6 protein-coding genes and 1 pseudogene are annotated in these 13,459 nt (G+C 59.2%); 6 read left to right on the forward strand and 1 reads right to left on the reverse strand.

The genetic code is table 11. The features are described 5' to 3' along the window. Positions 1-108: 108 nt before the first annotated feature. Genes cobG through cobJ form a run of 4 tightly spaced genes read left to right on the forward strand, consistent with a single transcriptional unit; the run spans position 109 to position 4,469 of the window. Positions 109-1,416, forward strand: coding sequence for a precorrin-3B synthase (cobG, locus tag ACWKV5_RS10125; RefSeq protein ID WP_483841155.1), 1,308 nt, complete (start codon positions 109-111; stop codon positions 1,414-1,416). After that, positions 1,409-2,035 (forward strand): precorrin-8X methylmutase, encoded by a 627-nt coding sequence (locus ACWKV5_RS10130; RefSeq protein WP_483841156.1) that lies wholly within the window; start codon positions 1,409-1,411, stop codon positions 2,033-2,035. Before cobG ends, ACWKV5_RS10130 begins: the two co-directional genes overlap by 8 nt. Further along, positions 2,035-2,766 (forward strand): precorrin-2 C(20)-methyltransferase, encoded by a 732-nt coding sequence (locus ACWKV5_RS10135; RefSeq protein ID WP_262172661.1) that lies wholly within the window; start codon positions 2,035-2,037, stop codon positions 2,764-2,766. Before ACWKV5_RS10130 ends, ACWKV5_RS10135 begins: the two co-directional genes overlap by 1 nt. Further along, positions 2,766-4,469 carry a precorrin-3B C(17)-methyltransferase gene (gene cobJ, locus ACWKV5_RS10140; protein WP_483841157.1) on the forward strand — a complete coding sequence of 568 codons (1,704 nt, stop codon included), beginning with the start codon at positions 2,766-2,768 and terminating at the stop codon, positions 4,467-4,469. The genes ACWKV5_RS10135 and cobJ overlap by 1 nt, the downstream gene beginning before the upstream one ends. A gap of 40 nt (positions 4,470-4,509) precedes the next feature. On the opposite strand, the gene ACWKV5_RS10145 is transcribed toward cobJ, so the two are convergent. Beyond that, positions 4,510-5,157, reverse strand: a complete 648-nt coding sequence (locus ACWKV5_RS10145) for a hypothetical protein (RefSeq protein ID WP_483841158.1) — start codon at positions 5,155-5,157, stop codon at positions 4,510-4,512. A 213-nt stretch (positions 5,158-5,370) separates the two neighbouring features. Here ACWKV5_RS10145 and ACWKV5_RS10150 point away from each other — a divergent pair, with 213 nt between their 5' ends. Together ACWKV5_RS10150 and ACWKV5_RS10155 are read left to right on the forward strand one after the other, a co-directional pair. After that, the gene (locus ACWKV5_RS10150) at positions 5,371-6,195 is read left to right on the forward strand and encodes a hypothetical protein (RefSeq protein ID WP_483841159.1); all 825 of its coding nucleotides are present in this window, start codon (positions 5,371-5,373) and stop codon (positions 6,193-6,195) included. Positions 6,196-6,290: 95 nt separating this feature from the next. Continuing rightward, positions 6,291-13,409: pseudogene (locus ACWKV5_RS10155) on the forward strand (TcdA/TcdB pore-forming domain-containing protein). Positions 13,410-13,459: the final 50 nt, after the last annotated feature.

The raw sequence follows: 13,459 nt of genomic DNA on the forward strand, positions 1-13,459 counted from the left end.
CCGACGGGCAGGCTTTTCATGCCGCCTGACAAAGCAGGCATAATACCGCGCCTTCGCCCGCGAAGCGCCTTTCCCACACAGCCGGTCGCCCCCTTGAACGAACGTCCGATGTCCACTGCCTTACGCCCCTCGGCTTGCCCGGGGTTGCTGCGTATTGTTCAGGCACTGGATGGCGGCATCTGCCGGATCAAGTTGAATGGCGGTTCGATCAGCGCCGATCAGGCCGACGCGGTGGCGCAGGCTGCCGAACGCTATGCCGGGGGCGTGATCGAGGCGACCAACCGCGCCAACCTGCAAATTCGCGGGATCGGCGGTGAACACGCCGCCTTGATCGACAGCCTGATGGCGGCCGGGCTCGGCCCGAGCAGCGCCGCTGGCGATGATGTGCGCAACCTGATGCTCAGCCCGAGCGCCGGGATCGACCAGCACCTGTTGATCGACACGCGCCCGTTGGCCGGGCAGATACTCGCCACGCTGCAAAACGATGCCCGCATGCACGACCTCAGCGCCAAATTTGCCGTGCAACTGGATGGCGGCGAAGCCTTGGCGATGCTCGAACATCCCCATGACTTGTGGCTTTCAGCGGTTGAGCGTGATGGCGAACAACGGTGGGCCTTCGGTCTGGCCGGGTGCCCGACAGACTTTCCCGCCGGTTCGGTGGCGCAGGATCAGGGGCATGCGCTGGTCGTTGCGGTGCTGGAATTGTTTCTTGAAGGGGCACGTCCCGAGCAGACACGCATGCGCCATCTGCTCGCTGAATGTTCACTCGACGCGTTTCTTGCTCGGCTGGCCGAGCGAGTGTCGCTGAAAGCCGCCGAGGGTTGGCAACGCATCGCAGGACCTGACTTCTTGCACATCGGCGCGCATCCGCAGCGTGACGCCGAGCGCGTGTACATCGGCGCAGTGCCGCCGCTGGGGCGTCTCGATCCCGCGATGCTGCGCGGTGTTGCACAACTGGCTCGGGAACACGGCAACGCCAGCCTGCGTTTCACACCGTGGCAAAGCCTGTTGCTGCCCGGTGTTCATACCGAATATGCAGCTCAAGTTATCCACAGCCTCGAACAACTCGGCCTGCGCTGCTCGGCCGACGACGCCTTGGCCCAGCTGATCGCCTGCACCGGATCGACCGGTTGCGGCAAAGGCCTGGCCGACACCAAGGGCGATGCCCGGCAACTGGCCGCGCTGCTGCAACGCCAAGGGCAGGCGCTGAACGTTCACCTGTCGGGTTGCTCGCGTTCCTGCGCCGCTGCGCACATCGCGCCGATTACCTTGCTGGCAGTTTCTGCCGGTCATTACGACCTCTATTTTCGCGATGCAGCACAGCCCGGTTTCGGCGCGCTGCACGCACGCAATCTTACTATTGAAGCGGTCGCAGCCTTGCTCGACGACCGCTCACGGAGCCCCCTGGATGCTTGATTACATACGCGACGGTCAGGAGATCTATCGCAACTCCTTCGCGATCATTCGCGCCGAGGCCAACCTGGCACGAATCCCCGCCGATCTGGAGAAACTCGCGGTGCGCGTGATTCACGCCTGCGGCATGGTCGATGCCATCGACGGCTTGCAGTTTTCCGAAGGCGCGGGCAAGGCCGGGCGCGATGCGCTGGCGGCCGGTGCGCCGATTCTGTGCGACGCGCGGATGGTCAGCGAAGGCGTGACCCGCGCGCGACTGCCAGCGAACAATCAGGTGATTTGCACCCTGCGCGACGACAGCGTTCCGGACCTGGCCCGAGAGTTGGGCAACACCCGCTCCGCCGCGGCTCTGGAGCTGTGGCGCCCGCACCTGGAAGGCAGCGTGGTGGTGATCGGCAACGCGCCGACCGCACTGTTTTACCTGCTGGAAATGCTCGATGCCGGTGCGCCGAAACCTGCCCTGATCCTCGGCTTCCCGGTGGGCTTCGTCGGTGCCGCCGAATCCAAGGCCGCACTCGCCGCCGACAGTCGCGGTGTGCCGTTTGTGATCATGCAAGGCCGGCTGGGCGGTAGCGCCATGGCCGCCGCCGCCGTCAACGCCCTCGCCACGGAGATCGAATGATGCAGCAACCTGGACGCTTGATCGGCCTGGGCGTCGGCCCCGGTGATCCGGAACTGATTACCGTCAAAGCCCTGCGCCTGTTGCGCGAATCGCCAGTGGTGGCGTACTTCGTCGCCAAGGGTAAAAAGGGCAACGCCTTCGGCATCATCGAGGCGCATTTGCAGGACGCGCAAACGCTGCTGCCGCTGGTGTACCCGGTGACGACCGAAGCGCTGCCGGCCCCGCTGTCGTACGAGCAAGTGATCAGCGATTTCTACGATGCAGCCGGCGAAGAACTCGCGGCGCATCTGGACGCGGGCCGTGACGTGGCGGTGATCTGCGAGGGTGATCCGTTCTTCTACGGCTCTTACATGTACCTGCATGATCGGCTGGCGGAACGCTATGAAGCCGAAGTCGTGCCGGGCGTGTGCTCGATGCTCGGCGGCGCTTCGGTGCTGGGCGCGCCGCTGGTGTACCGCAATCAGAGTCTGTCGGTGCTGTCCGGCGTGCTGCCTCACGACGAGCTTAAGCGTCGGCTGGCCGATGCCGATGCGGCGGTGATCATGAAGCTGGGGCGTAACTTCCCCAAAGTGCGTCAGGTGCTCGAAGAACTCGGCCTGGCGGAGCGCGCGCTGTACGTTGAGCGCGCGACCATGGCCAATCAGAAAATCGTCCCGCTGGATCAGGTCGAGCCGATGTCCTCGCCATACTTCTCGCTGATCATCGTTCCCGGCGAAAGGTGGCAAGGCTGATGGCCCGTCCAGTTCCGGCAATTGTCATCCTCGGTAACGGCAGCCTCGCGACGGCGCGCAAAATTCAGCAGGTTTACCCCGGCGCATTGATCCATGGCCTGGCTGAACGGGTAGAAGGCGCGGACCGTGTGTATCACGAGTTCGGCGCAACCATGCGTGAGTTTTATCAACAGGACACGCCGATCATCGCGCTGTGTGCGGCCGGCATCGTCATTCGCACGCTGGCGCCGTTGTTGCTGGAAAAAGGCGCCGAGCCGCCGGTGCTGGCCGTGGCCGAAGACGGCAGCGCCGTGGTGCCGCTGCTCGGCGGGCTGGGTGGTGTGAACGTCATGGCGCGGGAGATTGCCGCCGGTCTTGAGATCTCAGCGGCGATTACCACCAGCGGTGAATTGCGCTTTGGCACTTGCCTGCTCAATCCGCCGAATGGTTACGCGCTCGGTAATCTGGAACTGGGTAAACGCTTTGTCTCGGATTTGCTCGCCGGCCAGAGCGTGCGCATCGAAGGGGCTGCACCGTGGCTGGCGCAAGCACAGTTGCCGGAAGATCCCCAGGCGCAGTTGTCGATTCACGTCGGCAGTGCTGAACGCATGCCAGCGGCCAACGAGTTGCTGATCTACCCGCGCAGCGTGCTGGTGGCGGTGAGCGCCGATGTGGCGGACCTGCCGAAGGCGATTCGCGCGGCGTTGCATCAGGCCAACATCGCCGTGCAATCGCTGGCGTGCCTGTTGGCTAGCGATCTGCACATGGCGAACCCGGCCTTGCGCGAAGCGGCGCTTGAGCTGGGCGTGCCGCTGCGGTTTGCAGGGGATTGCGGCGACGTCAGCGAACTGGCCCGCCGCAGCGTGCCGGACGCTACCGTCGTTTCGGCGGACGCAGGTATTGCCATTGCCGTGGCCAGTCAGCCGTTGGACCTTGCCCGGATCGGTCGTGCGCGTGGTCGCCTGGCGGTGATCGGCCTGGGCCCGGGTGCTGCCGAACTGATGGTGCCGGCCGTCAAGGCTGAGCTGGCGCGCGCCAATGATGTGCTCGGTTACGAGACCTACGTGCGCATGGCCGGGCCGTTTCGCGACGATCAGGTGCTGCACTGCACCGATAACCGTGAGGAAATGCAGCGCGCTCGCCATGCGTTCGAACTGGCAGCCCAAGGGCGCTCGGTGGTGGTCGTGTCTTCCGGCGATCCCGGCGTGTTCGCCATGGCAGCCGCGGTGCTCGAAGCGTTGCACGAATCGACTGAGCCGAGCTGGCACAACGTTGATCTGGAGATTCTGCCAGGCGTTTCAGCTTCGCTTGCCACCGCGGCTCAGGCCGGTGCGCCGTTGGGCCACGACTTCTGCGTGATGTCCCTGTCGGACAACCTCAAGCCTTGGGCAATCATCGAGAAGCGCCTGGACCTGGCGTCTCAGGCTGACCTGGCGCTGGCGTTCTACAACCCGATCTCGCGTTCGCGTCCGTGGCAGTTGGGGCGGGCACTGGAGATTGTCGCGCAACACCGCACGGCAGAAACGCCCGTGGTGTTGGGGCGGGACATTGGTCGCCCGGGCCAGACCTTGCGTGTCACCACGCTGGGGCAGTTGACCCCGGATCAGGTGGACATGCGCACCATGGTGCTGATCGGCTCTTCTACAACCTGTGTGTTCCCGCGTGCCGAGGGTGGTGAGTGGGTGTATACGCCGCGCTGGTACGGCGACAAGCCCGCCAGTTGAGTCATGACGCCCCTTCGGGGGCGTTTTTATTTGATCTTTTTTATGTCTGGCGCTTTCTCAAGGCAAATCGTTTCATCACCTGACCACGCAGCGTGACCGCCATAAGCGCCCTCTTCGTGTCGAGTTCGTCTCTGTTCAATTTAAGAAAGGCACGTTGCTGAACAAGTGTTGCTGTTTGTTTTTCCCAGGGCCAAAACAAAAAGCTGCTTCTTTTGGTATCTGCGACCAACTCAAGATTAAAGATGGCCATGTGAAGGTTCCCCTTTGAGTCGTAACGGGATGGGGCTACCTGAAAACGATGGCCTTTAAGGCTTTCTTCATCCAGTGAAAGCAGGGCGGGTTTATCGGGCTTCAACGCATCCAGGGTGTCAATCATGGCCTTGCCTTGCCTGGGATTCATGGTGTGTGCGCTCTGCACCAGAACATCGGCAATGCTCCCCGAAACCGTAGTGCGTGTGCGTGTTGTGATGGCGCCTTCATGGAGCGACCAGCCAAAAAATATCAATGTGCGAACGTATTCATCCAGCCAGAGTTGTGAATTGGCGAAGCGATTATGACCGAGGTCGGCCGACCGGGTTGCGAGTTGCGTGCAATCGGTCAAATCATCGAAATCTTGCAAAGACAGTTCGTCAATGCACGAGATAAGGTTATGGCTTGTTACCACTCCGGCAGTTGTTTCAATACTCATGGCTAGTTCCTTTGTTATGTAGCGCGTGTGCCGCGAATATTGCGGTGTTCGCGCAGATTACAGTTCGTCAGGCAAAGTGCTAATGATGAGTTTGCTTGTATTTGTTTCTGATACATATGTGGAATTCAATTGCGGTTTGTTGGCTGGGGAAGGGTGCGTTAGATTCGGTCTGTGCCCGCATTGGGCAGTTGATTAAACAAGGAAGTGTTGAATATGGATAAGATGGAAAGTGTGTTGAGTATTGATGAAAGCATTGCTTTGGTAAAAGCGCGTATCAGTAAGCGGTCATCCATGCCGGTTGCTGTTTCACGGGTGAAGAGATTTGCGGTAACAGCCCCTTCCAGCCCGACCAAAGAACTGGATGCAGTGGTGTTGGCCGATACACTCGTGGGCTATGGCGCCAATATTTCTCTGGAAAACATGGCCATTATCGAAAACCTGATCAAGTTTGCAAAACTGGAGGCCAGTTTCGAAGTTCCAGGCAATAACCCGCGAGCCTGGTATCTCGCTTTTCTTCAGTGTATGGATGACGTGGGGTGTTTTGTCGCGGACGCGGGGTACACCGCCTATCAGAAGAGCGCTCGTCAACTGACGATGGATAACATTGTCACCGATATCATCAAGGCTGGCGTCGATGCAGCGAAGGCAGCGATTCCTGGTGCTGCGGCGCTCAGTGCGATAGTCGACTCGACGTTGGTTGCGTTGAAGAAAGAACCTGAAGCAATCAATTTGTTTAATCGTGAAGTCACTAAAGACAAAGGCGTCAGGTTGGCGGTAATGCCCTGCGATCAGTTGGCAAACGGTATTATTCTGACTTCGATGTCATCGATTGATAGCGTCGGTGGTCAACAGGAAACCGGGCTTGTTTTTTTCGACTGGAAAACATCGGGGCGCGATATTTTTCGCGGCAGTTCTTACATTACTTTTAATCCACTTCGTTATGCGGCAGTCAAGGATGAGCTGGAAGAGTATCTTGGTCAACATTATAAGGCGGTGCTGAGTAAAAGGTTTCAACGGCGCAAGAGCGCCATTCAGTAAGTTTCTCGGGCCAGTGATGCAATGTCATTGGCCTTTTAGTCGTCGAGGGGTTTGATTTTTAATCATTGTTAGTCTTTTTACAGGGAGGTGTGTCTGTGCGTGAGCAAGAAGCTCGCCGTGCGAACGGTTACGTCAGTTTTATTGATCTTTTCAAGTTGTCTGATCTTGAACTGGCATTACACGAGTACAAAGGCACTGATGAATACGACGCGGCATTTCGGTATTACTTCGGTTGTATTGGATTGCTCGATTTACCGCGAATGCGTGTGCCGCTTGGATTGCTGCTCCAGGCACTTGGGTCTTTTGTAGAACCCTCCAGGCGACGCCGGCGTTCTGCGGAAGTGACGGTGCTGGCGGAACCCGGTGAAGGACAGTCCCCCACGCTGACAGACATTCACAACCGGGTTGAAGCTTTTCAGACGCGGTTGTCCAGCAGTGTTGAGCAGCTAAGGGTTACCGCCACCGAAGTGCCGAAAAACCTGCACTTTGTATGGCTTGGCGGCGGCATCGGGGATATCCAGCGCGATTACATCAATGTCTGGAAGCAAGCCCTCGCGGGGGAGGGCTATCACCTCAAACTCTGGTACGACAGCGACGCGTTGCTGGCCTACGAAACCAACCGGATCGTGGTCGAGGCCGCCAAGGCTGATGCGATGATCAACGGTGGAGCGACCAGCCAGACAGCGTTTGAACTGGGTGACAAGTACGAAGAGCGGGCCATTGTCCTCAAGCAACAGATGAGCGCGCATATCACCCGCGCGGTAAAACGCGGTGAATCAGCTGACGGCGCACGCATTGATCTTCTGGTCCGCGCTTATGGGCAGAACGAAGCGCACTTGAAGGCCTTGAAGGTCAAAAACAACGAAAGCCTTTCGGCGCTGGCCGAGGGCGCTCTTGAACTTCGTGACCTGGCAAACAATGGTGCGCAGCTACGTTTGCAGGCCATTTATGAACGAGAAATCAGCCTGCGCGGCAACTTTGCCGCCGCCTCCGATGTGGTGCGCGTCGAAGCCTTGATCGCTGAAGGGGGAAGTTACGCGGATGTCGATAACCTGCCGCCTCTTCTGGACGTGATGGGTGAGGTGGACATCAGCCAGTTTGGCGCGGATGCACGCCTGGGCGTGCTGCAATTGTTGCTTGATCACAATCCGGAATGGATGCCGGGCCGCCAGGCGCTTCGCAGCAAATACACAAACTATTTTGAGGTCATCCCCCAGGAACATCGTCCGGCGCTGGAACGATTTGCCCAAAGTCGTCCAGCATTGAAAAGTGTGTTCCGCCCACCTGTCGAGCGCCTCGTTCGTCCGGCCGGACTGCGCGCTGTCGCCGAGCAAAGCAGTTTGAGTAATGCATTCCTGATGGCGCATCCCGGCTCGGCAATGCTGAGTGCAGTCATCGAACGTTTCAGGCTCAACTACGAAATGGTCGATGCCACGGCTCGGTTGGCCATGCAGAGAAAGGTCGCCTTGATCGATGCTGAAGCGATGATCAATCTTGCGCGGGAGGTCATCGAGAAAAAATTCGGTCCTTTGCAAGAACTGCCAATGGAAGAAGACCTGGCGCTCAATTTTCTGGTGGAAGCAGCCGCCAACTATTACAGCGATGGTATTCGCCCACAGAGCGAAGTGACGATCTACCTGACCGGACCTGCGGCGATGCGTGACGCGATAGATGCCTACGTCCGAATGCACTTCACCCCGCAGGCGGCTGACAACTGGCGAGAGGATGTCGCTATTGCTCCCATCGCGACCGTCAACCGGTCGACTGAAGAGGAGCTGGATCACTCCTGGAAAGAAAACGCGAGTGACACCTCCCAATGGTTGGCCAGTGAGCAAAAGCGCTGGCAGGAAGGGAAGTTCAAAAACCGCTTCAAGGGTGACATGGGGGCGTTGCTGAAGTACCAGGCCATTGATTTCGAGGAAGGCTGGCCGGTCATCGAAGGGCGTCATGTGTTGTCGACCGATTTGTTGCAACACTTGGCTGATGAACTCGGTGAGCCGTTTCTGCAGGCGATGAATGACCAGCTCAGCGATACGGTGACGTTTGAAAGGGCCGTGCCGTTGAGCTTTGATGACAGGCAATCGATCAGCGCCCAGGACGCTAAAACGCTGCCTCCTGCCTCGCTGAGCGACACGATGAGCCAACATCTGTCAGTCGATGAAATCTTGAGCGCAATCGCCAATGGCTCGTTCTCGACGACGCAATTGAGCCCCTCTCAGCGTCTGTTGCTCGGTGCTTTGCTGGGAGCCAAGGCCCTGGATAACCGCAGCTTCGAGGCGCTGAGTATCGAGCTGGATAACCTGGTCAATACGCTTCGCGATCTGGGTGTTTCGGGGCGTTATGCGGCTATTGAACGTCAGCTCTTCAAACACAATGCGCCGGCCTTCGTGGCAGGAATGAACAGCGCGCCCGATGAACCGCCAGCGTTCTCCGAGCATGCACTGGATCTCAAGACCAATGCCCTCGCGCAACCTCTGACCTTGCGTCAATGGGGGCAGCACGTCGCCCGAATCCAACAGGTCGCCAAGCTTGAGTACCGTGACCGGGTTGTCGAGCGAGTGGGTATTGTTCTGGACAGCTTCCATGCGGGTACGACGAAGCTGGTGCCACAGGATTTGCTTCTACAGGGGGCTGGCGAGCGGGTGGGGGGGCGCTGTTATCCGCTGGCACTGGCGATGGCCGCGGCGTTGGTACACGGTCCTGCTGCCGCCAATACTTTGCGGGAGCGCTTCTACCTCGGGGTTATTGACCCCGAGGAAAATGACTCCGCGGTGTTCCTGCACGCGGTGGAGGAGATGTGCGGCGTGCAGCTTAACGAAATGGGCACCGCCCTTGCGCGCTCTGATGTGGCGCAGGTGGTGGCGGCACTGGAAGCCAGGACGGCCACCAGTACCTTGATGCTCAACTCCAACAACCACTCGATGCTGGTGGCGAAAACCTTTGTCGGCGAGCGCGGCCTCTATCACTTCTACGATCCGAACTTCGGTGTGTTCGAATTTGAGCAACCGCTGCTGTTTCGCGAAGCGTTGGAGCAGTTCTTCCTGCACCATGAAATGGCCAAACAGTACGCCGCTTATGGCGACGCGATCCGGCCGGCATTTGACCTGATCGAACTGGACGGTGCTCGTCTGTCCGCGACGGTGTTGCCTTCGGGGATTCGTGTCTCCGAGCTGCTGCAACCCGGCCCCTTGAAGGAGCAGTCATTGCCCGTGGTACGCCAGCGTCTGGCCAGTGCTCACGGCGAATCGCTGATGAGCAATCCACGGCTGGGCAGCAGCCTGCTGGAACTCGACAGCTATGGGTGGAGCCAGCAGATTCGCGAGGCAACTATCGATCTACTGGAAAAAAACCAGCTGTCGCATGAGTTTGTCCCGTTGTTCGAGACACTGGAGGTGACCCCGGTCGGTGAGTATCGCCTGAGCCTTATCGATCCCCAGAAGCCTGAGCACCTGGTGCAAGTCATCACCAATGATCAGCGCTTCCTGCGCATCAAGACGTATCTGTCAGAGCAATTCTCTGCGCTGGCGGCAAAACCCCGGATGCCGGTCAACGAGCCGGATCCGACGGGCGCGGGCAGCGTTCATACCTTGAACGCGGGGTTCACCCTCCAGGCGTTGATGAACGCGTTGCGCAATCAGGAAGGTGCCGGGAGACCCCTGACGATGGCTGTTCGGCTGCACGCCTACGTCAATTACGCACAGCTGGTGCATGGCAACGTGGTCGATGTGCTGGGGCTGGTCAAACTGGTGCGCCAGGCGCTGGCTGAAGAGAAGGTGATCGCTCAAACCTGTGCGCCGGTGGTGACCGAAGCATTGGGGCATGTCGCCAATGAAGGCGTGGGTACGATCCTGGGCCTGGCCAACGCAGGATTCGATATCTACCAGTTGTCCACGGCCGACAACGACGTTGAGCGCGCGCAGTACGGTACTCAACTGGCATTCGATTCCGCCAGCGTGCTGCTGGCGGGGGCCGGAATCGGTGCCGGTGTAGTGGGGGCGAGCACAGCGGCCGCGGTGCTGGGTGGTGCCGGTGTGATTCTGGGCGGCCTGGCGATTGGCGCGGCGGCGCTCGCCCAGGGTTTTGCGGTCATTGCCGAAGAGGTCAAACAGGTCGGGTTGTTTTTTGACGGGCTGGAACGCGCCCTTCGCGAAGGCGGCTATCGTTTCGATGGCGCGACCGACGCATGGCTGCCTCAATCGGTTCTGGTGTTCCAGACGATCGACCTGAGGGCGCGAACCCTGGTCTTCGGCAGCCCTGAGCTGTTCCCCCTGCGTGATCATTTCGGGGTCCCCGACTTTGAGGTGGATTACGCCCGAGCGATTGATGTTCGCCGCGAACTCGGTTTGCCAGGACGCGCCGGGTTTTCACCCGCTGCGGGCCAGGCCATTGTGCTGCCTTGCACGCCTAAAACGGTTTACGGCTATGAATACAAATGGCTGCCCTTTTCGACGCTGCGCCACGACGTCGGGTTTGATACGGCGCGTCGCCTGGAGAAGCGCAAAGTGGATGGCCAGCGTCAGTTCCTGTTTTCGTTCTATTCGTTTCCCGGTGACTACATTGTCTATCGGCTGAACCCGGTCTATCAGCCGACGGTGATCACTGTTCGGCTGGACGCGATCGCGCGCACGCTGGTGGTCCCCGCCCTGCCGAAACCGTGGCACGACAAGATCACTTATAAAATCGAGGGCGCAGGTGCGGACTGCTCGCTCGTGCTCAATCCCGGAGTGAGCGTTGAACTGGAGTCGTCGAGCCAGGAGACCTCGCGTTGGTTGCTGCAAGCCTCTTGGGCCAAGCAAAGCGATATTCGGGTGGAGCGTTTTGGCGGCCTCTCTATCGGCGCCATCAACGTCGAGATGAGCGGCAAGGGGCGACATGAGGTCCTGATAAAGATCGGCAAGAATCAAGTCTTCAAGGTCGATTTTGCCAAGACGACATTGATGGTTATCGAGCAGGACGCAACTCCGGGCATGGATGCCCAGGCGTTGCAGGATCACTTCAAGACGCTGGCCCGAGCGCATCGCTTGGGCATGCCTTACACGCCGGTTCATCAGTTTCCTGTCCCCTTCGAAAAACCGGATGAACCGAGGTTTACGACGGCTTGGTACGACTCGGCTTTCGATCGCTTTCTGTACATCCGCGACGATGCGCTGGGTGAGGCCAATGAGGCGTTACTGGGTGCGGTGGTCAACGGTTATGCGTACTTCTATGACCCGCGAAACTACCTTGTCTGGCAAGTCGATGCAGTGACTGGCCTGCTTGACCGGCGTTATCGGCTATTGCTTGCTGAAGCCGCCGACAGTCTTATCACCCACTGCAAAGAGACGGCGCATGGGGTGATCACCCTCGTGCAAAAGGTCACTCGCAAAGACCTGACGGTGGATGAGTTTGTCTACCAGCTGCATGAAGACGAACTGTTCTTGAGTTCGATGACTCGAGACCTGGACCCGGCATTGGAAGTGGTCGTGAACCAGCGCGAGACACTCGACGACTGGGCTCAGGTATTGGGTGAGCATGTTGTATTTGCGCATACACCGGCCAACGCTGTGGTGACCACAGTCGACTGGCAGCCTGCGGCGTACGTTTCTATTTGCTGGAAGGTGGATTCGACACTGCGCGACCTCGCCTGGATTCGCCGCAGTGACCGGCTGATTGTCCGCCCTGCCGCGTCGCGACACCGGGAGCGAGGCTGGCCTGACTCGATCAAGAATCTGCAAGAACTCACACTTGTCCCGCCGACGAACCATGAAGGTGATGTGTTCGTCGTCTACGACAAGGTTGCCAAGCGTCTGTCCCGGCAGCAACGAATCAACGGGACCTGAAGCGTTGAACGGATTGAACCCGCAGGGCTGGTGAACGTGGTTGCCGTTGAAGAGGAGTATCTGGCGCTGACCGATAAAGGCCTGTTCTTCAATGTGACCGCTGAAGGTCGCCTGCAACTGGGTGGCGTGACGGATGACTGGCTCAAGGATCGGGCACTGTGGTGGCTGGCACTCGACACCGTGGCAGGCCAATACCCGGCCGCGAGTTTTGCCATTGTGGGATTGACCCACATGCACGGTCATCTGCGGCTAAGTGCCTGGTACGTGAACAATCGGTTGCTGTTATCCGATCTGGGGCGTGGTGGGGAAGTGCGCTTGCTCAGCGATACGCCGGACAACGCTTCGGCCTGGTTGCTGGAGCTTTCAACCGGTGAAATCTACCGCCAACGCTTTATCGATCCTGCGCAACTGGACCGTGCATTTGGCCAGGGCTCGAGATTGTTGCAGGCCGACGCCATACCGGCGCCGGTGCGTGAGTGGGCGCCCTGGCGCTTTGCCGATGTCACAGCAGAAGGCGCAGGACTTCGCGCAACAACGCTTGAGGGCATCAATGTGGAGTTGCGCTATCAGGAGTCGGTATTGATCGCCGGGGTCAATGGTGATTGGGTGACTGCTCAGACCGGCCCGTTGCAGGATGGCCTTAAACAGCTGGCCCAGAACCACCGGCACGCGGCGTTCCTTGCGATAGAGCAACCCGACAACCTGCAATGGTACGTGTCTGAAACCGGGCGATTGATTCGGATTGCGGCGGCTTCGGCACCGGATGAGTTCGAACTCTTGGGGACACAGCAGCAAACCAGTGTGTTGCTGCATGAGCGTAAAGACGGGCTGCTCCACACTTACCCCGGCAAGGAGAAGTCCGGCCCCGTCCGTTATATTCAGCGCAACTCTGAAGTGCTGGTGATCGAAGGACAGAAGACAGTCATTGACCTGATGCCGTTGATTCCCGACGACGTGAACACGTTGGTCCTTCGACTGGGGCAGGGCGCCGTCACATACTGCTTGTCGAAGGCTGTCTGGTTCCGGTTGGAGTCGGTCATTGTCGACTGCCGGCCGATCCCGGGACGTGATGTGTCAATTCCCGGCAAGTTGATCTGGGCGTTGGGCGCCTCAGACCAACTGACGCTGAGCAAGGTTCGGGAGCACTTGGTGATGGTCGATCCCGACTGTGGGCACAGCCTGATCTTTCGCGATGTGTTCTCGGCGGATGTCACCTTGCGGGGCGACGTGTTTCTTGGCATAGAAGGGTATCGATCTTTTGCTGTGTCCTTGTTGGTCAACGCGTTGCTGACCAAGCAAGGTAAAAAGGACAACGTCTTGCTCAGCGAGCTTGTACCGGAGCAGCGCATCGACCTCCCGATTGCAGAGGAGCGTTCCGGCAACGGGCAGCACTGAGTCCGATTGAAACAAGGCCGCAGGTTCTCTCGAACCTGCGGCCTTGAATG

Source organism: Pseudomonas oplopanacis (genome assembly GCF_057128725.1).

What these genes read in the sequence shown, in the direction of transcription:
- cobG (WP_483841155.1), top strand. Translation starts at nt 109, where the DNA reads ATGTCCACTGCCTTACGCCCCTCGGCTTGCCCGGGGTTGCTGCGTATT.
- ACWKV5_RS10130 (WP_483841156.1), top strand. Translation starts at nt 1,409, where the DNA reads ATGCTTGATTACATACGCGACGGTCAGGAGATCTATCGCAACTCCTTC.
- ACWKV5_RS10135 (WP_262172661.1), top strand. Translation starts at nt 2,035, where the DNA reads ATGCAGCAACCTGGACGCTTGATCGGCCTGGGCGTCGGCCCCGGTGAT.
- cobJ (WP_483841157.1), top strand. Translation starts at nt 2,766, where the DNA reads ATGGCCCGTCCAGTTCCGGCAATTGTCATCCTCGGTAACGGCAGCCTC.
- ACWKV5_RS10145 (WP_483841158.1), bottom strand. Translation starts at nt 5,157, where the DNA reads ATGAGTATTGAAACAACTGCCGGAGTGGTAACAAGCCATAACCTTATC.
- ACWKV5_RS10150 (WP_483841159.1), top strand. Translation starts at nt 5,371, where the DNA reads ATGGATAAGATGGAAAGTGTGTTGAGTATTGATGAAAGCATTGCTTTG.